General features: G+C 53.0%; 15 protein-coding genes. 4 read left to right on the top strand and 11 right to left on the bottom strand.

The window, feature by feature from the left end:
* Positions 1 to 16: 16 nt before the first annotated feature.
* Complete coding sequence (locus tag L1X57_RS09335) at positions 17 to 3964, top strand: hybrid sensor histidine kinase/response regulator (RefSeq protein ID WP_009721287.1); 3948 nt, start codon at positions 17 to 19, stop codon at positions 3962 to 3964.
* A gap of 217 nt (positions 3965 to 4181) precedes the next feature.
* On the opposite strand, the gene L1X57_RS09330 is transcribed toward L1X57_RS09335, so the two are convergent.
* The 3 genes from L1X57_RS09330 to L1X57_RS09320 form a co-directional block, all read right to left on the bottom strand.
* Positions 4182 to 4844: a response regulator gene (locus tag L1X57_RS09330; protein WP_009721286.1), complete on the bottom strand. Its 663-nt coding sequence runs from the start codon at positions 4842 to 4844 to the stop codon at positions 4182 to 4184.
* Between the two features lie 273 nt (positions 4845 to 5117).
* On the bottom strand, positions 5118 to 7067 hold the full coding sequence (acs, locus tag L1X57_RS09325) for an acetate--CoA ligase (RefSeq protein ID WP_009721285.1): 1950 nt from the start codon (positions 7065 to 7067) through the stop codon (positions 5118 to 5120).
* A 169-nt stretch (positions 7068 to 7236) separates the two neighbouring features.
* Entirely contained in the window at positions 7237 to 7785 is a 549-nt protein-coding gene (locus L1X57_RS09320) for a SprT family zinc-dependent metalloprotease (protein ID WP_039868362.1), read from the bottom strand.
* Between the two features lie 90 nt (positions 7786 to 7875).
* On the opposite strand from L1X57_RS09320, the gene L1X57_RS09315 reads away from it, so the two are divergent.
* Positions 7876 to 8550, top strand: a complete 675-nt coding sequence (locus tag L1X57_RS09315; protein ID WP_009721283.1) for a YecA/YgfB family protein — start codon at positions 7876 to 7878, stop codon at positions 8548 to 8550.
* 18 nt (positions 8551 to 8568) lie between these two features.
* Here the strand turns inward: L1X57_RS09315 and L1X57_RS09310 are convergent, their stop codons facing one another.
* The 7 genes from L1X57_RS09310 to ampD all read right to left on the bottom strand — a co-directional run bounded on the left by L1X57_RS09310 (position 8569) and on the right by ampD (position 17891).
* Positions 8569 to 9690 carry a phospholipase D-like domain-containing protein gene (locus L1X57_RS09310; protein ID WP_009721282.1) on the bottom strand — a complete coding sequence of 374 codons (1122 nt, stop codon included), beginning with the start codon at positions 9688 to 9690 and terminating at the stop codon, positions 8569 to 8571.
* A 27-nt stretch (positions 9691 to 9717) separates the two neighbouring features.
* Positions 9718 to 10428 carry a class I SAM-dependent methyltransferase gene (locus L1X57_RS09305; RefSeq protein ID WP_143759688.1) on the bottom strand — a complete coding sequence of 237 codons (711 nt, stop codon included), beginning with the start codon at positions 10426 to 10428 and terminating at the stop codon, positions 9718 to 9720.
* Between the two features lie 5 nt (positions 10429 to 10433).
* A complete protein-coding gene (gene tsaB / locus L1X57_RS09300) occupies positions 10434 to 11147 on the bottom strand; it encodes a tRNA (adenosine(37)-N6)-threonylcarbamoyltransferase complex dimerization subunit type 1 TsaB (RefSeq protein ID WP_009721280.1) in 714 nt (237 codons plus the stop codon).
* A 109-nt stretch (positions 11148 to 11256) separates the two neighbouring features.
* Entirely contained in the window at positions 11257 to 11910 is a 654-nt protein-coding gene (adk, locus tag L1X57_RS09295; RefSeq protein ID WP_009721279.1) for an adenylate kinase, read from the bottom strand.
* A 248-nt stretch (positions 11911 to 12158) separates the two neighbouring features.
* Positions 12159 to 14174, bottom strand: coding sequence for a pyruvate dehydrogenase complex dihydrolipoyllysine-residue acetyltransferase (aceF, locus tag L1X57_RS09290; RefSeq protein WP_234668038.1), 2016 nt, complete (start codon positions 14172 to 14174; stop codon positions 12159 to 12161).
* A gap of 58 nt (positions 14175 to 14232) precedes the next feature.
* The gene (aceE, locus tag L1X57_RS09285) at positions 14233 to 16905 is read right to left on the bottom strand and encodes a pyruvate dehydrogenase (acetyl-transferring), homodimeric type (protein ID WP_234668036.1); all 2673 of its coding nucleotides are present in this window, start codon (positions 16903 to 16905) and stop codon (positions 14233 to 14235) included.
* Positions 16906 to 17324: 419 nt separating this feature from the next.
* The gene (gene ampD / locus L1X57_RS09280; RefSeq protein ID WP_009724777.1) at positions 17325 to 17891 is read right to left on the bottom strand and encodes a 1,6-anhydro-N-acetylmuramyl-L-alanine amidase AmpD; all 567 of its coding nucleotides are present in this window, start codon (positions 17889 to 17891) and stop codon (positions 17325 to 17327) included.
* Positions 17892 to 17974: 83 nt separating this feature from the next.
* Between ampD and nadC the strand changes: the two genes are divergently transcribed.
* Entirely contained in the window at positions 17975 to 18829 is an 855-nt protein-coding gene (nadC, locus tag L1X57_RS09275) for a carboxylating nicotinate-nucleotide diphosphorylase (RefSeq protein WP_009724778.1), read from the top strand.
* A gap of 5 nt (positions 18830 to 18834) precedes the next feature.
* Here the strand turns inward: nadC and L1X57_RS09270 are convergent, their stop codons facing one another.
* A complete protein-coding gene (locus L1X57_RS09270) occupies positions 18835 to 19365 on the bottom strand; it encodes a GNAT family N-acetyltransferase (RefSeq protein ID WP_009724779.1) in 531 nt (176 codons plus the stop codon).
* Positions 19366 to 19467: 102 nt separating this feature from the next.
* Between L1X57_RS09270 and tsaA the strand changes: the two genes are divergently transcribed.
* On the top strand, positions 19468 to 20202 hold the full coding sequence (gene tsaA / locus L1X57_RS09265) for a tRNA (N6-threonylcarbamoyladenosine(37)-N6)-methyltransferase TrmO (RefSeq protein WP_009724780.1): 735 nt from the start codon (positions 19468 to 19470) through the stop codon (positions 20200 to 20202).
* The last annotated feature ends 15 nt before the right edge of the window (positions 20203 to 20217 follow it).

Genomic DNA, 20217 nt, shown 5'->3' with positions numbered 1-20217 from the left:
AACGTGGGGAGACGACATGTTTCATGGCGGTCTGCTGGTCGCGGTATCACTGCTTTATATTGCGGTGCTGTTTGGAATTGCCTGGTTCGGTGATCGCCGTGCACGCACTCACGGCGCCAGCCGCCGACGGCCAATCATTTACAGTTTGGCATTGGCAATTTACTGCACCTCGTGGACGTTCTACGGCGCGGTGGGACAAGCTGCGACGGCAGGCTGGTCATTTGCCAGTATCTTTGTCGGCCCGATCTTAACGTTTCTGCTGTTTTGGCCTGTTCTGGCAAAAATGATTCGCGTTGCCAAACATCAAAACGTCACGTCAATCGCTGACTTTATTGCTTCCCGCTACGGCAAAACACAGTCTCTTGCGGCGTTTGCCAGTTTAGTCGCCCTCATTGGTACCCTGCCCTACATTGCCCTGCAGTTAAAAGCGGTGTCTACCACCTTTAGCGTTCTTACCGACGCAACGGATATGACCCATACGCCGCTGTTTGGCGACACAGCGTTTTATGTCGCTATCGTCATGGCAATCTTCGCTATCCTTTTCGGGACTCGCCACACAGATGCGACGGAGCACCACGAAGGGCTGATTCATGCGGTAGCGTTTGAATCTCTGGTAAAGCTGCTGGCCTTTGTTGTCCTCGGCGCGTTTGTTACCTGGGGCATGTTTGATGGCCTGGGCGAACTGATGGGCCACGCCGAAAGTCAATTGGAGTTGCAGCGCCAGCTAGCCAATCAAGATTTTGGCCAAAGCTTCTGGGCGCAAACGCTGCTCGCGATGCTCGCCATACTTTGCCTGCCACGCCAGTTCCATGTGGCAGTGGTGGAAAATATTCATCCAGACGATGCAACGAAAGCACGCTGGCTATTCCCTCTTTACCTACTCGCGGTCGCCTTTTTTGTTGTGCCTTTGGCGGCAGCTGGTCTACTGCTGTTTTCGGAAAGTGGGGTCGAGCCTGATACTTACGTACTTGCTCTTTCGATGGCGTCCGGCCAGCAGTGGCTGACCCTTTTAACCTTTATTGGCGGATTTTCTGCCGCGACAGGCATGGTTATTGTGGCGGCAGTGGCAGTTTCTATCATGATTTCTAACGAGATCGTGATCCCAGCGCTCTTCAGGTTGCGTTGGTTCGACACCAAAGCTCGCGACTATGGCCGCTTAGTACTCCGCGCGCGCCGCCTTACCATTGTCGCTGTTCTGGCAATGGCTTACGGCTTCTATCAGCTCATTGCCGAATTCACCTCGCTGGCCTCAATTGGCATGCTGTCCTTTGCGGCCGCCGCTCAGTTTGCCCCCGCACTCATCGGCGGGCTGTATTGGAAGCGCGGTAACCGCCTCGGCGTTATCGTTGGCATGAACGCAGGCTTTGCGATTTGGGCGTACAGCCTGTTAATGCCTGCAATGATCAATGCCGGTGTGCTTCCTCAAGCATGGCTAGCGGGTGGCCCTCTTGGGCTTAACTGGTTATCGCCCACAACCCTATTTGGCTTAAACCTCGGCGATCCATTTACCCACGGTGTCATGCTGTCGCTGGGTATCAACTTATTCTGCTATATCTTTGTTTCACAAGTGACTTCTCAGCGGGTTGTAGAGCGTATTCAGGCATCGCTGTTTGTCGATAGCGTTGAAACCCGCCAAACATCCGTAAACCGCCCTTGGACAGGCGCCACTACTGTTGGCGACCTTAAAGTACTTTGTGAGCGTTTTCTGGGGGCAGGCCAAGTAGATCGCGCGTTTGAGGATTACGCACGACGCGCGGGCAAACCCATGGAAGATAGTTCACGGGCGTCTATCGACGTCATCCAATTTACCGAACGCTTTCTTGCGTCAGTGTTAGGTGCATCGTCAGCACGAATAGTCGTTAACTCAGCACTTCAGGGGCGCGGCATTGGCATTTCAGATGTCATTTCAATCGTTGATGAAGCCTCTCAAGTCTTAGAGTTCAACCGCGCATTGCTCCAAGCCACCATTGAAAACATCAACCAGGGTATTAGCGTGGTTGACCAAAATTTGCGCTTGGTGGTGTGGAACCAACGCTATTTAGAGCTGTTCCGCTTCCCTGATCACTTGATACGGGTCGGCGCCCCCATGGATCGCATTTTTCGCTACAACGCGCACAACGGCGAATATGGCCCAGGAGACCCAGAGGAGCACGTCCAACTGCTGCTAGACAACATTCGCGACGGCCAGCCCCATCGTTATGTGCGCTATCGCCAAGATGGCAGCGTATTGGAAGTCCAAGGCAACCCGATGCCTGGCGGTGGTTTTGTCTATACCTATCAAGATATTACTCAGCAGAAGCGCATCGAAGAGGCGCTGATCCGCTCTGAAAATAACATCCGTATCTACACCGATAATGTACCCGCGCTGATTGCCTACTTTGATAAAGAGTGCCGTTACTTATTTACCAACCGCGCTTACGAACAAGCTTTCGATATTGATCGTAATGCCGTGATTGGACGCCGATACGAAGACGTATTACCGGTAAAAAAAGCCGAAGAGCGCATGCCATGGGTTCAGCGAACGCTGGCAGGCGAGCGCGTCAGTTTTGAAGTCTCAATGCGCGTTAATGATGCCATGCGCTATATGCTGGTCACCTATACGCCCCACTTTGGCGATAGCCAATCGATTTTAGGTTTCTTCGCGCTTTATCAAGACATTACTGAGCGCCGCCAAGCTGAAATCGCCTTGAAAGAGACTAACGAAACTCTGGAAGAGCGCGTTCGCGAGCGCACACAAGCACTTTCCGAGGCCAACGCGGCGCTGCGCCAAGAGAACCGTGTGCGCGCTGAAGCAGAGCAAGCGCTGCGCCAAGCGAAGCAATTAGCTGAAGATGCTAACGCTTCCAAAACGCGCTTTTTGGCTGCCGCCAGTCATGACTTGTTACAGCCGCTGAACGCAGCCCGGCTGTTTACTTCCGCATTAATGCAGAACGTCACCGCTAGCGATACCCAGCGTACCATCAGCCATATTGATAACTCACTTCAAGCCGCTGAAGAACTGCTTGGCACTCTGCTAGATATTTCAAAGCTTGATGCGGGTGCCCTCACACCGCGACGCAGCCACTTTGCACTGGCGGATATTATTCGTCCACTGCGTGCCGAATTTGAAGTAATGGCCGATGACCGTGGACTGGATCTTGTCGTCGTACCGACGCAACAATGGGTAGATTCCGATCCGCAGATGCTTCGCCGGATTGTACAAAACTTTCTATCCAACGCGATTCGCTATACCCAAGAAGGTCGTGTACTACTAGGCTGTCGCCGCCAAGCAGGACGACTTTCCATAGAGGTGTGGGATAGTGGGCCCGGTATTCCTGAGTCTAAGCTAACGGAAATTTTCCAAGAGTTCCGCCGATTGGATCAAGTCTCGCGTCATAAAGAGAGTGAGAAAGGGCTCGGCTTAGGCTTATCAATTGCCGACCGTATGAGCCGCGTGCTTGACCACCCAATTAAGGTTCGGTCCTGGGTAGGTGTGGGGACTGCATTCTGCGTCAGCGTTCCCATTGTTGCCGCCCGTGAAGTAACCTTAGCAGACCAAGAACCCCAAAGCCGCCGGAGTGGTAATAAGCTAGCGGGTACCCGCATTGTGTGTATCGATAACGAAACGCTCATTTTAGAGGGCATGACGGCCATGCTAAGCGGCTGGGGATGTGAAGTATTTACCGCGACCAGCATCGGCGGTGCAAAATCGATTCTGCGTAACATGGACGGCGACCCCGACGCCATCTTGGCAGACTATCATCTGGACAATGAAGTCACGGGGCTAATGGCACTCGAGGCCCTCAGTGAGCGCTTCGAAGGAGCCGTACCGGGCATTGTGATTACCGCCGACCGCACTGAAGCGGTGGCCGAAGAGATTAAGCGTGCGGGTTATCAACTGCTGCTTAAGCCGGTCAAACCTGCCGCGCTGCGCGCGCTTTTAACTCGCACCCTTCAGGCTAGCCGAGCAGGAGGGAAAACGTAATGATACGTCATACCGTCATTCCCGAAGGGGGTTATCGGGAATCCAGTTTGACCTTACCCGCTGATGCCTGGGAGCCTGCTTCAAAATGGATTCCCGCTAAAAGCACGCGGGAATGACAGAGCAGCGAGACAAATGCATCACACCGTCATTCCCGAAACGAGACAGATGCACCATACCGTCATTCCCGAAGGGGGTTATCGGGAATCCAGCTTACCCTTCAAGAAGAAACTTTCGGCGGTTCCACTTCAAGTTTCTGAGCAGCAATAACAGCCTGGGTGCGCGAGTGCACTCCCAGCTTGCGCAGAATAGCCGTCACGTGGGCCTTAATAGTGGCTTCTGAGACGCTAAGCTCATAGGCGATCTGTTTATTCAACAAGCCTTCCGTCAGCATATTGAGCACACGAAACTGCTGCGGCGTCAGTGAGGCAATTGCCTCCGCAAAACGCGACTCTTCTTCGCTGGTTTCATCTAAGACGTTCGCCAACGCTTCTGGCAGCCAAACTTCCCCTTGCAGGATTTCCCCCACCGCTTCAGCAATCAACTGTAGCGAGGATGATTTAGGAATAAAGCCTGACGCGCCGTAGTCAATTGCACGACGTACTACATAGGGCTCGTCACTGCCTGAAACAACCGCCACCGGAATATCGGGCATCTGGCCACGCAATTGAATCAAACCTGAAAAGCCATGCGCTCCTGGCATATGGAGGTCTAGCAAAATCAAATCAGCATCAGGGTGTCGATTAACGACCTCAGTGGTGGCTTCCATGGTGTCGGCTTCGACAATCTCAGCCTGGGGGGCTAACTGGCGCAACGCCTGGGTGAGCGCTGCACGAAACAGCGGATGGTCGTCTGCGACGATAAACTTATGGGCTACTGCCATGGATATTCCTCCGGTTCCTCGAGCAGCGGGGTTGGCTACCGCCGCGACGCTAGGCTCATACGGTTGAAGCATGGTACCCCATGGGCTTCGTCATTCCCAAGCATCACATGCACTATTTGTCATTGATACGTCATTCAAACAGAAATAACAGTGCCGGCTTCATGGCCGGCACTGCAACGGATCTATCCAGTTTGCCTTATTTAATATAGCAAATGAATGACATCCGTCATTTAAAAGTGCTCCCACTAGAAGGATAACTGGGGGCAAAAAACATTACTGGTTGGCACGATGCTCAATGAGTTCGTCCACCACCGACGGATCAGCCAGCGTGCTGGTGTCCCCCAGGCCATCACACTCATTGGCCGCAATTTTACGTAAAATGCGCCGCATAATTTTACCAGAACGTGTTTTTGGCAGCCCAGGAGCCCACTGAATTACATCTGGCGATGCAATCGGGCCAATATCTTTACGTACCCATTGAGTCAGCTCTTTCTTGAGTTCATCCGTGGGATCAATACCATCATTAAGTGTTACATAGATATAGATGCCTTGGCCTTTAATATCGTGCGGGAAACCGACGACGGCGGCTTCTGCCACTGCCGAGTGAGCAACCAGAGACGACTCTATTTCAGCAGTGCCCATACGATGGCCTGAGACGTTAAGTACGTCGTCAACCCGGCCTGTAATCCAGTAATAGCCATCCTCATCCCGACGGCAGCCATCTCCTGTAAAATACATGCCGTCGTAAGTAGAAAAGTAGGTCTGTACAAAGCGTTCGTGGTCGCCCCAAATGGAGCGCGCTTGGCCCGGCCAGGAGTCGAGAATGACTAGATTGCCTTCCGTCTCGCCTTCTAATTTATGGCCTTCATTATCCACCAGCGCGGGGTTCACACCAAAGAAGGGCGTTGTAGCAGAGCCAGGCTTCAGATCAGTAGCGCCAGGAAGTGGCGCGATCATAATGCCGCCCGTTTCGGTTTGCCACCAGGTGTCCACAATAGGACACTTCTCATTGCCAATAACGCGATAGAACCACTCCCAAGCTTCTGGGTTGATAGGTTCGCCTACAGAACCTAGCAAGCGCAGTGAGTCACGTTTGCTAGAGTCCATCACGTTATCACCATGCGCCATTAATGCACGGACAGCAGTAGGCGCGGTATAGAGGATATTGACCTGATGTTTATCAACAATTTCGCCCATACGGCCATGGCTTGGATAGCTCGGCACGCCTTCAAACATTAGCGTGGTTGCACCATTGGCAAGCGGTCCGTATACAATATAGCTGTGGCCTGTCACCCAGCCTACGTCCGCAGTACACCAGTAAACTTCGCCTTCTTGATAGTCAAAAACGTACTGGTGGGTCATCGCCGCATAGGCAAGGTAGCCGCCAGTAGTATGCTTTAAGCCCTTAGGCGCACCGGTTGAGCCAGAGGTATAGAGAATAAACAGCGGGTCTTCAGCATTCATGGTTTCGGCTGGGCATTCGCTAGATTGCTTATCTACCAGCTCGTCAAACCAGATGTCGCGCCCTTCCTGCCACTCAATATCACCGCCTGTACGCTTCACCACCAATACGTTTTTGCACACATCGGTGCCATCGCGCGTCAGGGCCGAATCAACGTTCTCTTTGAGGGGGACGTGTTTACCACCACGCACCGACTCATCGGCAGTAATAACCAATTTAGAATCAGCACCGATCACCCGTTGAGCGACTGCGTCCGGCGAAAAGCCGCCAAACACAACAGAGTGCACTGCACCAATACGGGCACATGCCAACATGGCCATGGCCGCTTCGGGAATCATCGGCATATACAGCGTCACTGTATCGCCTTTCTTTACCCCCAGCGACTTCAGGCCGTTGGCCAGCTGGTTAGTGCGCTCATAAAGCTCACGGTACGTAATATGTTTTGAATCGTTAGGATTATCTCCCTCCCAGATAATCGCTGTTTGGTCGCCACGCTTCTCCAAATGGCGATCTAGGCAGTTGGCGCTAACGTTTAGCTCACCATCTTCAAACCAGCGAATATCAACATTATCGCGTGCAAAGGAGGTGTTTTTAATCTTGGTTGGCGCCTTGATCCAATCAAGACGCTTTGCTTGCTCAGCCCAGAAACTCTCCGGGTCGTCCATGGACTGCTGATACATTGCCGCATATTTATCTTTATCAGCCCATGCACTGGCAGCGATACTATCGCGCACTGGATAGACGTTTTTATGCTCGCTCATGAAGTTGCCTCTGTCCGTGAAATTGCACTCTCTAGAAAATGGTGTCGGTATTATTGTTAGTCGCACCGACGCGCTTAATATTTACCTAGCATAAACCTCCCAACGCCGGCTTCCCTTTAGACATTGGTATTAACATTTTTAATATTTAAAACAATAGGTTAAAACACTTTCAAGGTTTTTTAAAAGCACTGTAGACCAAGGTCTGATCACAATGACGGCAGCGATAGCGACGCCCCTTTACCACTAAAGAATGACGCCTGGCTGTGAAACAATGCGTTTGACAGTCACATTGATAATAATATGGCCGAGACTGGGCATCCTGAACATCAAAGCGATGAGTCACCTTAGGCTCAAGGCCAAACAGGTCTCGCATGACAGCTTGCCATTCTCGACCATGCGGTTTGAGCCGCGTGCCATTGGCTAAATGAAAGACTAACCAATGCGCCATTTCATGGGGAATCACCTCGTCAAAAAACGCCTGCCGATTATTGCTCAGTAAAACAGGATTAAAACGCAGCCCGCCACGCCCTAGATGCGCCTGCCCTGCTGAGGCACCTTTTAGGTCGAACCACACCTTTGGCGCTGGCAGCGCAGGATAGACTTCTTGGCAGCGTTTTAACGCTTCATCAGTTCTGTCTCGCACGGCGTGCATGAGCGCCTCTGAAGATAGTGTCGCAAGTTTTTCAGCAGGCCATGGGGGCAGTGGTAAAGTCTTCATTAGTGATAAACTAACCAGTAACGATGTTGCCAACGAGTGTTGCCGATCAACATCTTTTTCTCAAAGACGATTTTTATGATGAGGCCCCCTATGGCAGAGCGCAATAACGTTTCCGCAGCAACGTCGCCCAATACTACCCCGCCTCAGCCGCTGCTTGACGACGAGCAACTTGATAGGTTGGATGATTTCCTTGACTCCGAGCAAGTGGGCGAAGATGCACTGGATCTTATTTCTGCCCATGGCTTTTTGGTGGCATTGGCGGTCGCCCCTAGCGAATTACCCACCAGCCAATGGTTAACTGAGCTGTTTCAGGGAGAGCCAAGTTATCGGGACGATGCCGAACGAGACGAGATTATCCAACTGCTAACACTGCTACGTGACAACGCCGTCGCAGTGCTTGAACAGGGTGGTTTACCAGAGTTACCCTTCGAGCTAACGCTAGATGGTATCCCCGCTGAGGAAACGCCCATCGGCGACTGGTGCGCGGGGTTTATGGAAGGTGTCTTTAGCGACGAAAGCGCGTGGTTCCAAGATGACGAAGAAGCTGCCGCCACGCTACTGTTGCCCTTTATGTCGCTCTCAGGTTTATTCGATGATGAGCCAGAAATGGCTGAGATGGCCCAAGATCAGGCCAGTCAGGAAACCTTTGTTGCTCAATTGCCAGAATTAGTCCTGGATCTTTATCTTCACTACCGCGTGCCCCCCGAAACGCCAAAGCCTAAGCCACGCAAGAAAACACCTGCCAAAGGTAAAAAGCGTCGATAGCCGATTGTTAGCCGCACATTATTTAAGACGGGTGACAATACCATCCACTACGCCATAGACCCACTCTCGGGCTCGCTGCCACCAGGGTCGTGCGGCCCAGGCGGCAGCATCGACTTCTTGGCTGGCGGCAAAGTTACGCTCAAACAGCGATTGAACTTGCTTGGCGAAGGCTTGGTTTTCTACTTCTTGATTAGCTTCAAGGTTCCAGTGCAGATTCCAATGGTCGAAGTTGCATGAACCAAGACTGACCCAGTTATCTGCTAACACAAACTTGGCATGAATAAACGTGGGCTGGAACTCAAAAATCCGCACGCCGGCTTTTAACAACGCTTGGTAAAACCGTTGTCCTGCATAGCGCACACCTGGGTGGTCATGTTTACTACCCGGTAATAGTAAACAAACATCCACGCCACGCCGTGCTGCGCGAATAAGACGTCGGCGCAGCGTGAAGGTCGGCACAAAATAAGGTGTACATAGCCAAAGTCGCTTGTTTGCCTGATTTACCCGCGCATAGAGCGAGTGGCGAATAGCTTGGTAACGATACCCCCTCGCTGACATTACACGGCCACGTATGCCATCAGCATAATGCACTGCTGTCCGCTGTGGCGGCAACACTGAACTAGCCTGCCCATCACCTGCTTGCCGTGTTAACCGGGAACGCCATAAACGGCGAAAAAGCCCTTCCCAATCAGCGACCACAGGGCCTTCGATGCGCACCGCAATTTCGTACCATGCTTCCAGAAACTCATCCACCGCGCCAAATCCGCCGGTAAACGCAACCTCTCCATCCACGACAACAATTTTGCGGTGATCACGGCTTAAGTTACGAGCCAGCGAGTGAAAACCAATGGGATTAAAGAACCGTAATGCGACACCTGCTTGCTCTAGGCGTATGCGGTCACGATGTTCCAATCCCATAGAGCCATAACCATCGAGCAGCAAAAACACCTTTACACCGCGCTCAGCAGCGTCGATCAGCGCATTACTCATCTGACTCGCTAACTTACCTGATTCCATCAAGTAGAGCTCCACCAGCACGTAGTACTCCGCTTGACTAACCGCATCAAACATAGCTGGCAAAAATCGCGTTGCTTCCGGCAACAGAGTAGTGCGGTTGCCTTCACGCCACACGTGCTGCATAGAGACTCCTTCTCTTGATAAAACGACTCAGCGACGAGCCAGCGAGCGATGGACATACAAATCGTAACGGCTCGTTTTACCTTCCAGCGTATGCTGCGGCGCAGGGCCATCGATAGGGGGAGCTTTGCGGGGGCGCTTGACCACCACTCGATGCGTCGCTACATCCAGCGCTGCTTCTAATAAGCGCGGTGCATCATCGTCATCTCCCGCCAGCTCTCGAAACAAGCGCATCTCTTTTTTGACCAACGCCGACTTTTCACGGTGCGGAAACATCGGATCAAGATGAATAACCTCAGGATCAAAGGCCGCGCTTTCCACAAGGGCAGCCAGCTGCTCAGCGGCATCGCAATGGCGGAGCGTCATACGCAAGGCAATCTCTGCTGTCGTATCTGTTTTTGCGGCACGCGCGAGGCCATCTTGAAGCAGCGCGGCAATCGCCGCGACACGTTCAATTAATAAGACATTTGCGCCCAGGCTTGCCAGTACAAACGCATCGCGGCCCAAACCAGCCGTGGCATCCACAACGTTAGGCGTAATGCCTTTAGCAAGCCCACAGGCTTTTGCCACTAACTGCCCGCGACCGCCACCAAACTGACGGCGATGAGCTGCCTTTCCAGCGGCAAAATCCACGCTAAGCGGTTTTCCGTATTGGCGCTCATCACCTGACAGTGCCAATTGGCCATCAACGTAGCCAAGCGCTAATCCTGAAGGCAACACAAGCGTCTCTGGGCTTACCATGTGGCTCATGCTGGCTTTTTCCAGGCAACATCGTTGCGCAAGTAAATCGGCTGGGCTTCATGAGCTGCCTGACCTAAGCCCGCTTCTAAATCTCGAGCGGCGAGCCACGCCATCTCTTCTGCCCGTGGTTCAAGATCAGTGAGATGCTGAGACATATTGGTTTGTACGCTTAATGCAAAGTCATCCCACAGCGTAAACCCTGATCCCACCCCCACCCAATCGGTTTCCTCGGTGGGTAAACGAAAGCTAGCAGGCGCGACGACCACTTCGTCACTTTGTAAACTAAGCGTGTCATTTAAACAGTGCCAAGTAGCTGCATAAATCTCGCCCATACGGGCATCTAGCGCGGTCACTACATGGCGAAAATGGTAGCGGCGATGGGCCTGAAGCGCGAGCGCTTCCAAGGTAGAAATACCCAGCAATGGACAATCTAGCCCAAATGCCAAGCCTTGCGCTGCACCTGCAGCGATACGCAAGCCAGTGAATGAACCGGGGCCACGCCCAAATGCAACAGCATCTAGTTGCTTTGCCGAAATATTGGCCTCAGCGAGGATGTCATCCACCATCGGCATTAAGCGCCGGGTGTGGGCACGTGGCGTCATCTCAAAACGTGTCAAACACTCCTGCTGGATTCCTTCCTGGCATACTTGTTGACGTAGCAATGCCACTGAGCAGGCACTAGACGACGCATCTAGCGCAAGAAGGTGTAACGATGACATCGGTTTTGCACTCCGTAAAATAGACAGCCATTATACCTTTACGCGGCACCAACGACGATGGCCCGCAGGTAACCTGCGGGCCATCGTGTGGTTGACTAGCAATCAATGCTTAGCAAAGAGCTTCTTTTACTTGCCGAGTAATATCAGCCACGCTGCCTACACCTTCTACGCGATGATACTGCGGCGCAGCGTCAGGATCTTCCTTCGCCCACTGCTGATAATAGTCTACTAACGGTGCGGTTTGATCGTGATAAACCGAAAGACGGTTACGCACGGTAGACTCTTGATCATCTTCACGCTGAATCAGCGCTTCCCCAGTCACGTCATCTTTACCCGGTTCTTTGGGCGGATTATGGTCGACATGGTAAACGCGTCCAGACGCCTGATGAACTCGACGACCAGCGAGACGGCTAACAATTTCTTCATCAGGCACGGCAATTTCCAGCACGTGATCCAACTTAACGCCGCCTTCTTTCATCGCATCTGCTTGCGGGATGGTGCGTGGGAAGCCATCAAACAAGAAACCATTTTCACAGTCAGGCTGACTGATGCGCTCTTTGACGAGATCGATGATGATATCGTCAGATACCAAGCCACCGCTGTTCATGATCTCTTTTACTTTGAGCCCCAGTTCGGTGCCGTCCTTGATGGCCGCGCGCAACATATCCCCGGTGGAAATTTGAGGAATCTTAAACTGCTCACAAATGAATTGAGCCTGAGTCCCCTTCCCCGCGCCGGGGGCACCCAACAGGATTAAACGCATGGCACTGCTCCTTGAATGTTAGTGTTAGATATGAATAATTTTAAATAATGGACTGACAATAACCGTGCCGTTCGGATGACACAACTCCCCAAAAGCCTGATAACGCATTTTTTTAACATTTTCTTAAGCAAAAACAGTCAGGTGGCAACTCCTTGTACTTTGGTCACCCCTTCCTTGCAGGCCTACTGAACTGTTTTAAACACAAGCGGCGCCCTATTGGGCGCCGCTTGTGGCTTACTCTGAGACGATTACAGCAGTAATCGGCGAATATCCGTCAGCACATCGGCCAGGAAGGCCGTAAAGCGGGCGGCATCCGCACCGTTAATCGCCCGGTGATCGTAAGAGAGCGATAGCGGCATCATTAAGCGCGGCTGGAAGGCACTGCCATCCCATACCGGCTTCATCTGCGCTTTCGACACCCCCAGGATCGCCACTTCCGGCGCATTAACGATCGGTGTGAACGCGGTTCCACCAATCGAGCCAAGGCTCGAAATGGTGAAGCAGCCACCGGTCATCTCATCACGCTTAAGCTTCTTGGTTTGCGCTTTCTTGCCGAGCTCCGCCATCTCCTTGGCAATCTCAATCAAGGATTTTTTATCGGCGTTGCGCACTACTGGCACCATCAGACCATCAGGTGTATCCACGGCAATTCCGATATGCACGTAGTTTTTCCATACCAGCGTTTCGCCGTCGCCTTTCAGGCTAACGTTGAACTGGGGGAATTTACGCAGTGCAAAGGCACAGGCTTTAACCATAAACGGCAACGGTGTCAGCTTGGCGCCTTGGGCTTCGGCTTCAGCCTTCATGGCTTTACGGAAGCTTTCAAGCTCGGTAATGTCGGCCTCGTCGAACTGCGTCACGTGAGGCACATTGAGCCAGCTGCGGTGCAGATTGGTCGCACCCATTTTAAGCAGGCGACCCATCGGCTTCTCTTCCACGTCGCCAAACTGGCTGAAGTCGACTTCTGGTATCGCGGGAATGCCAGCACCACCACTCGCTGCTGGGGCAGCCGCTGTTTGTGCTTTACCTTGGCTGGCAATGGCCTGTTTCACGTAGGCCTGCACATCTTCTTTCAGCACCCGGTCTTTCGGGCCGCTAGGCTTAACAAGACCAAGGTCAACGCCAAGCTCACGGGCCAGCATGCGTACTGCTGGGCCTGCATGTACCAGCTTCCCATCGCGGGGCTTATGAGAGGCCATCTGCGCTTCAGGGCTAGGCGTACCTTCTGGTGAAGCGGTAGGCTTAGCACTTGACTGACTGGCATTAGAGGACTGAGCTTTCTCCGGCGCCGCTTTTTTAGGGGCTGCCTTCTTGGCACCAGCTACTTCTATATAGCCAATCACATCGCCTTCAGAGACAGTGTCACCCTCTTTCACAGTAAGCTCTAAAAGCTTGCCTTTGTAAGGGCTCGGCACGTCCATCGATGCTTTGTCAGACTCCAGAGTGATAAGAGGGTCTTCTTCGTTGACCTCATCACCTGCCGCCACACCAATTTCAATAATCGGCACGTCAGAAGAACCTGACAAATCCGGCACACGGATCTCTTTGCGCTCAGGCTCACCGCTACCGCTATCTTCTTCAACGACAGACTCTTCAGCGGCCACTTCTTCCGGCGCGCTGCTGGCTTGACTAGCGGCTTGCTCTTGCGGCGCGTCTTCGCTGTTGTCGCCACCTTCACCAGCGATTTCCATCTGGCCGATCACGTCGCCTTCCGAGACGGTATCGCCTTCTTTGACCGTGAGCGCAACGATCTTACCACCGTGCGGGCTGGGTACATCCATCGAGGCTTTATCCGACTCGAGGGTGATCAAAGTGTCTTCGGCGTTGACGTCATCGCCAGCGCTGACCGCGACTTCGATGATTTCAACGTTGTCTGAACCACCCAAGTCCGGCACTTTAATATCGACCGTTTGCTTGCCGCCACCGGCTTTCTTCGCTGCCGGCGCGGGAGCTTCTTCCTGCTTCGGTGCGGGGGCTTCGTCGGAGGAACTGTCAGCCGCTGCTTCCGGCTTGGCATCGCCACCACCTTCGACTTCCAGCTCAACGATGTCGTCGCCTTCGGAGACGCTATCGCCTTCTTTGACCAGCACTTTGAGCACCTTGCCGCCTTTCGGGGCCGGGACGTCCATGCTGGCTTTGTCAGATTCCAGGGTGATTAGGGTGTCTTCCGCTTCAATGACGTCGCCTTCTGACACCGCAATCTCGATGATTTCGACATCGGTATCACCACCGATATCGGGAACTTTGATGATTTCGCTACTCAAGGTCGCGCTCCTTCCAAATCGGATCGAGCCGGCGGGCGTTTGCCCGCCGGGCAGCGGTTTAGCTGGTCAGCGGGTTCGGCTTGTTGGCGTCGATGCCATACTTCTTCAGCGCCTCGCCGACATGCTTGCGATCAAGCTCACCGCGGTCCGCCAGCGCACGTAGCGCCGCCACGGTGACGAAGTAGCGGTCTACTTCAAAGAAGTAGCGCAGCTTCTCGCGGGTGTCGGAACGGCCAAAGCCGTCTGTACCCAGCACGGTGTACTCGCTTGGCACCCAGGCACGCACCTGGTCGGCGTAGAGCTTCATGTAGTCGGTGGAGGCAATCACCGGGCCGTCACGGCCTTCCAGGCACTTCGTCACGTGGGGCTTGTTGCCCTCAACGTCCGGGTTCAAGAAGGCTTCACGCTCCAACAGCAGCGCTTCGCGACGCAGCTCGTTAAAGCTGGTCACGCTCCAGATATCCGCGCCAATGCCCCAGTCGTTGGCCAACAGCTCTGCGGCGGCTTCGACTTCGCGCAGGATGGTACCGGAGCCCATCAGTTGCACGCGGCCCTTGTCGCCTTTCGTTTCGTTGAGCAGGTACATGCCTTTGACGATATCGTCGGTGGGCACGTTGTCGATTGCTGGGTGCTCGTAGTTTTCGTTCATCACCGTCAGGTAGTAGAAGCAGTTCTCTTTGTCGGAGAACATGCGCTTCAAACCATCCTGGAGGATGACCGCCACTTCGTGGGCGTAGGTCGGGTCGTAGCTGCGGCAGTTGGGGATGGTGGAGGCTTGAATCAAGCTGTGACCATCCTGGTGCTGCAGACCTTCACCGTTGAGCGTGGTACGCCCAGCAGTGCCGCCGACCATAAAGCCGCGGGCTTGCAGGTCACCCGCGGCCCAGGCCAAGTCACCAATGCGCTGGAAGCCGAACATCGAGTAGTAGATGTAGAACGGCAGCAGGGTAACGTTGTTGTTGCTGTAGGACGTCGCGGCGGCAATCCACGCGGACATCGCACCGGCCTCACTAATCCCTTCTTCGAGAATCTGGCCTTTCTGATCCTCGCGGTAGAACATGATCTGGCCTTTATCGACCGGCTCATATTTCTGACCTTCCGAGGTGTAGATGCCGAGCTGACGGAACATGCCTTCCATGCCGAAGGTACGCGCTTCGTCAGGAATAATCGGTACGACATGTTTGCCGAGCTTCTTATCCTTGACCAGACCGTTCAGGACGCGCACGAATGCCATAGTGGTCGAGACTTCGCGCCCTTTGGAACCCACCATTTGCGAGGCAAAGGTTTTGTCGTCCAGGCTGGGGATCTCCAGCGCCTCAAAGTCACTGCGGCGGGCCGGCAGGTAGCCGTTCAAGCGTTCCCGCTGCAGGTGCATGTACTTAAGCTCGGGAGAGTCTTCTTCCGGCTTGTAGTAGGGCACGTCTTTGAGCTGTTCGTCGGTGATCGGAATACCAAAGCGGTCGCGGAATTTGCGCAGCGCTTCGTACTCCATGCTCTTGACCTGGTGGGCTTCGTTGGCGGCTTCGCCATCGCCGCTGCCCATGCCGTAGCCTTTAACGGTGTGCGCCAGGATGACCGTGGGCTTACCGTTGGTCTGGTTGACCGCTTCATGGTAGGCCGCGTAGACCTTGAACGGGTCGTGACCACCGCGGTTGAGCTTCCAGATGTCTTCATCAGACAGGTCATTGACCATCGCTTCGGTTTCGGGGTACTTACCGAAGAAGTGCTCACGGGTGTACGAACCGCCGTTGGCCTTGTAGTTCTGGTACTCACCGTCGACTGCTTCATCCATGCGTTTTTGCAGGATGCCTTTCTTGTCCTTCTCGAACAGCGGATCCCAGTGACGCCCCCAGACGACCTTGATGACGTTCCAACCGGCACCACGAAATACGCCTTCGAACTCGTCCATGACGCGGGAGTTGCCGCGTACCGGACCGTCCAAGCGCTGCAGGTTGCAGTTGATGACGAAGATCAGGTTATCGAGGTTTTCACGACCCGCCAGGGAAATCGCGCCCAGTGACTCCGGCTCATCACACTCGCCGTCGCCCATAAAGCACCAGATCTTGCGGTCGTACATGTCTTTCAGCTCACGGTGATGCAGGTACTTCATCACGTGAGCCTGGTAAATCGCTTGAATCGGGCCAAGGCCCATAGACACCGTGGGGAACTGCCAGTAGTCCGGCATTAGCCACGGGTGCGGGTAGGAAGACAGACCATCGCCGTCGACTTCGCGACGGAATTTGTCCATCTGCTCTTCAGACAGGCGGCCTTCCAGATAAGAACGCGCGTAAATCCCCGGGGCAACGTGGCCCTGAATGTAGATCAGGTCGCCTTCAAAATCGCCTTTGGGGGCGCGGAAGAAGTGGTTAAAGCCGACATCGTACAGCGTAGCCGACGACATAAAGCTGGCAATGTGGCCGCCCAGCCCGGGGTTGGCGCGGTTATTACGGATGACCTGAGCAATGGCGTTGTAACGAATCAACGACCGAATGCGGCGCTCCATAAACAGATCGCCGGGCATCGGTGCTTCGCGATGCACAGGGATCGTATTCCGGTGCGGGGTTGTCACCGAGAAGGGCACCTTCATCCCGTCCCGGCGCAGGCGATCCGCCAAGCGGGTCATCAGGTAGCGGGCACGATCTTCGCCCTCACGATCCAGTACTGATTCCAGGGATTCTAGCCACTCCGTGGTTTCGAGCGGATCGAGATCTTCTCTTGTCTCCAGACTCATAGAGGTCTCTCCGAATGACGATAAATGACAATGAGCCCCGCCAACCCTTAGGGCCTGGGGCGGCTGCGGTGTTTAGCCACCACAGGCCGGTAAAACACCGACGCCTAAGCGTCGTGCAGGGGTTTTCTTTCTACATTCAACAAGCTACGCACTTTTTGATGTAGTAAAGCTACACAATTGTCGTAAAAGTTAGCCTTTTGTATATGCGAAGATACCGCAAAGTCGTCACTCTGCCAATTCTAGTAAGCCCTAAAAGGCTATCGAAAACAGAGTATTGCACCGCAACATAAAGAAATAATCAGACTTTAGTCGAATCTACCAAACGCTCAAAAATGTAGCCAAACTACCGTTTTATTTACTTATGAGTGAAGTACTTAATTAAATTTTCTACGCTCTTTGATAAATTTATTCGCCCAGCGCTAAGCATCTAGCTGTTGATAATAATAAGCCCAATCAAAGGCTGGCCCTGGGTCAGTTTTACGCAGCGGCGCCACATGGGCATGGCCAGTAATGCGTGACTTATCCAACTGTGGATAGCGCGACATTAGCCATTGAGTTACCGCTACCAACACTTGATATTGCGCTTTGGTAAAAGGAGTCACGTCATCCCCTTCTAACTCAATACCTACTGAAAAATCATTTAAGGCTGTTCGCCACGTCTTTTGGTACGAATCAAGCCAGCATGAGCGCCCGGCATGCCAAGCGCGATGATCCGTATCAACAAACTGTAAGCATTCGCCATCGCGACGAATCAAAAAGTGAGCCGATACCCTAAGATGTTTAATCTCAGCGAAAAAGGGGTGGTCTCCTGAATTTAACTGGTTAGTAAATAGCGCCTCAATGGCATCACCACTAAACTGTCCTGGCGGCAAGCTAATAGCATGAATAAGTAGCAGCGAGACCTCACTATTGGGGCGCTGATCGCAGTTGGGCGATACTACTTGCCTAGCGCTTGACCACTGACCCTCAAAAGTTGTTCTTTTCATAACAGAGACGCTCTCCTCTACGTTGACGCTCTCTTTCACTATAATGCCCAACACACCCAATAACGCCTAGAGAACGCACCGCCATGCATTATGAAAACGCTCTTGCCGAAGAGATACGCGCTAGCGCAGCCCGCCTACTGGCTGAGGACGTTGGCCCTGGCGATATTACAGCGCAGTTAATCCCTGAGCACCAATGGGCAACCGCCAACATCATTACTCGCGAACCCGCGGTACTTTGCGGCGTTGCCTGGGTAGACGAAATTTTTCGGCGCTTAGATAACCGCGTTACGCTACGTTGGCAGGCCGCAGACGGCGACTTCCTTCAGGCAGATCAGTGCTTTTTAGAGTTAGAGGGGCCTGCTCGCAGCCTACTGACGGGCGAGCGTGCGGCCTTGAACATGCTGCAAACATTATCTGCCACGGCTACCTCAACGCGACATTACGTTGATTTAATTGAAGGCACTAATGTTCGCCTACTGGACACTCGTAAAACACTGCCAGGATTGCGTCTAGCCCAAAAGTACGCAGTAAACTGCGGTGGTGGACATAATCATCGTATTGGATTGTGGGATGCATTCTTAATTAAAGAGAATCACATTGCTGCTTGTGGTGGTATTCAAGCAGCCGTTGCGCAAGCCCGTAAACTGGCAAGTGACCTGCCAGTAGAAGTGGAGGTGGAAACGTTTGAGGAGCTTGATCAGGCACTAGCCGCAGGAGCAGACATTATTATGCTCGATAATTTCGCCTTGGAAGACTTGCATGTAGCGGTCGAAATAAACGGAGGACGGGCAACACTTGAGGCCTCTGGCAATGTCGGTGCATCAACGTTAAAGGCAATTGCCGATACCGGCGTTGACTGCATTTCCAGCGGCGCACTCACCAAAGACCTCAAATCGATCGATCTATCAATGCGCATTACCCACACTTTCGACGTTTGATGCGCTCAGGTTTCGACAGCGTTAAGCTTTTTGACTAAGCGATAGCGTTTCAAAAGTTCGCCACTGCGTTCTACCCACTGCTCGCCGAGGTTAGTAAATCCTCGGCGAAGCAGGCGCTCATAAAGCACTGAGCTTGCTTCAATTTCTACACGCGAGACACCCTGCTCAAGCAACATACGCTCAGCGTGTATCAACAGTGTGGTACCGATCCCACGTCCAGTGAGTGAAGGCCACACATAAATTGTCTCTATACGTTTGGCCGCAACGTCTAACTCTAAAAACCCTACACATCGCCCATCACAGCTTGCGACCAGCGTGGTGTAGAGTGTTTGCCTCGCCGCCCAGGCGCTTGCCTCACGTGGTAATGCATTCGCCCAAGCTCGGCGTTCGTCTACACCATAGTGTGAAGCGGCACCCTGCATCACAGCGTGATAAAACACCTCTGCTTGATCAGCTGCGTCACGGGCAAATCCTTCACGATAAGTAATTCGTGGAGTGGGCGCAGAAGGTGTTTGGCTCACGTCAGTACTTGGCATGTCTTACATCTCCACTATTTATCGCACCTTAACGTGTCATTGCATCCCAACCCGATGCTTGACTGCTTTATACTTCGGTTTTACTTACACGTAAGGTGTGTCATGCGCGAAATATCAATAAATGAGTCGTTTAACGTTAGCCCAATAGGCTACATCGAAAGCGATTATCCTGATAAGTTTGGCATTCCTCGACAACCAGGGCTAGCGACAGCGGCGAAAGCGACGCTGGTATTAACGCCCCCCTTCAACACACCGTTAAGCGTTCGTGGACTAGAAGCATTTAGCCACTTATGGATCAGCTTTATTTTTCACCGCAGTCCTGAAGAATGGGCCCCACTTGTACGCCCTCCCCGGCTGGGTGGCAATAAAAAAATAGGGGTCTTCGCAAGCCGAAGCACGCACCGTCCTAACCGTTTAGGGCTATCGCTTGTTGAGCTAGTAGGTATTGATACACATACCGGTGTACGCCTATTGCTCAAAGGGGCAGATTTGATGACAGGTACGCCCGTAGTAGATATCAAACCTTATCTGCCCTGGACTGAGGCACTCCCACATGCACGCTCAGGCTTTGCCCCAACATCACCACCTTTTTACCCCGTAGAGTTCTCTTCTGCGGCCGAAACGGCGCTCGCTCAACGCGCAGATGCTAGTGATTTAAGGCAGCTCATTACCCAAGTATTAGGCCAAGACCCACGCCCCGCCTACCATAATGGCCAACCAGAACGGGAATATGGCATGCAGTTAAGAGATGTCAATATTCGTTTTCAAGTACAACAAATTCCTGAACTAGGCAACGTCGTTCATATAGTCAGCATTCAAAAAATAACTAACAATTGATGCATCGAGGATAAA

This window comes from Halomonas sp. TD01 (assembly GCF_923868895.1).
Classification (GTDB): Bacteria; Pseudomonadota; Gammaproteobacteria; order Pseudomonadales; family Halomonadaceae; genus Vreelandella.
The sequence above is the reverse complement of the archived record's forward strand: the minus strand, read 5'-3'. Positions and strand labels throughout refer to the sequence as shown.

Coding starts and splice junctions, on each gene's coding strand:
- ampD (WP_009724777.1), bottom strand. CDS start 17,891: ATGAAAAGAACAACTTTTGAGGGTCAGTGGTCAAGCGCTAGGCAAGTA.
- L1X57_RS09330 (WP_009721286.1), bottom strand. CDS start 4,844: ATGGCAGTAGCCCATAAGTTTATCGTCGCAGACGACCATCCGCTGTTT.
- L1X57_RS09305 (WP_143759688.1), bottom strand. CDS start 10,428: ATGGTAAGCCCAGAGACGCTTGTGTTGCCTTCAGGATTAGCGCTTGGC.
- L1X57_RS09320 (WP_039868362.1), bottom strand. CDS start 7,785: ATGAAGACTTTACCACTGCCCCCATGGCCTGCTGAAAAACTTGCGACA.
- adk (WP_009721279.1), bottom strand. CDS start 11,910: ATGCGTTTAATCCTGTTGGGTGCCCCCGGCGCGGGGAAGGGGACTCAG.
- L1X57_RS09335 (WP_009721287.1), top strand. CDS start 17: ATGTTTCATGGCGGTCTGCTGGTCGCGGTATCACTGCTTTATATTGCG.
- tsaA (WP_009724780.1), top strand. CDS start 19,468: ATGCGCGAAATATCAATAAATGAGTCGTTTAACGTTAGCCCAATAGGC.
- tsaB (WP_009721280.1), bottom strand. CDS start 11,147: ATGTCATCGTTACACCTTCTTGCGCTAGATGCGTCGTCTAGTGCCTGC.
- L1X57_RS09310 (WP_009721282.1), bottom strand. CDS start 9,690: ATGCAGCACGTGTGGCGTGAAGGCAACCGCACTACTCTGTTGCCGGAA.
- L1X57_RS09315 (WP_009721283.1), top strand. CDS start 7,876: ATGGCAGAGCGCAATAACGTTTCCGCAGCAACGTCGCCCAATACTACC.
- L1X57_RS09270 (WP_009724779.1), bottom strand. CDS start 19,365: ATGCCAAGTACTGACGTGAGCCAAACACCTTCTGCGCCCACTCCACGA.
- acs (WP_009721285.1), bottom strand. CDS start 7,067: ATGAGCGAGCATAAAAACGTCTATCCAGTGCGCGATAGTATCGCTGCC.
- aceE (WP_234668036.1), bottom strand. CDS start 16,905: ATGAGTCTGGAGACAAGAGAAGATCTCGATCCGCTCGAAACCACGGAG.
- nadC (WP_009724778.1), top strand. CDS start 17,975: ATGCATTATGAAAACGCTCTTGCCGAAGAGATACGCGCTAGCGCAGCC.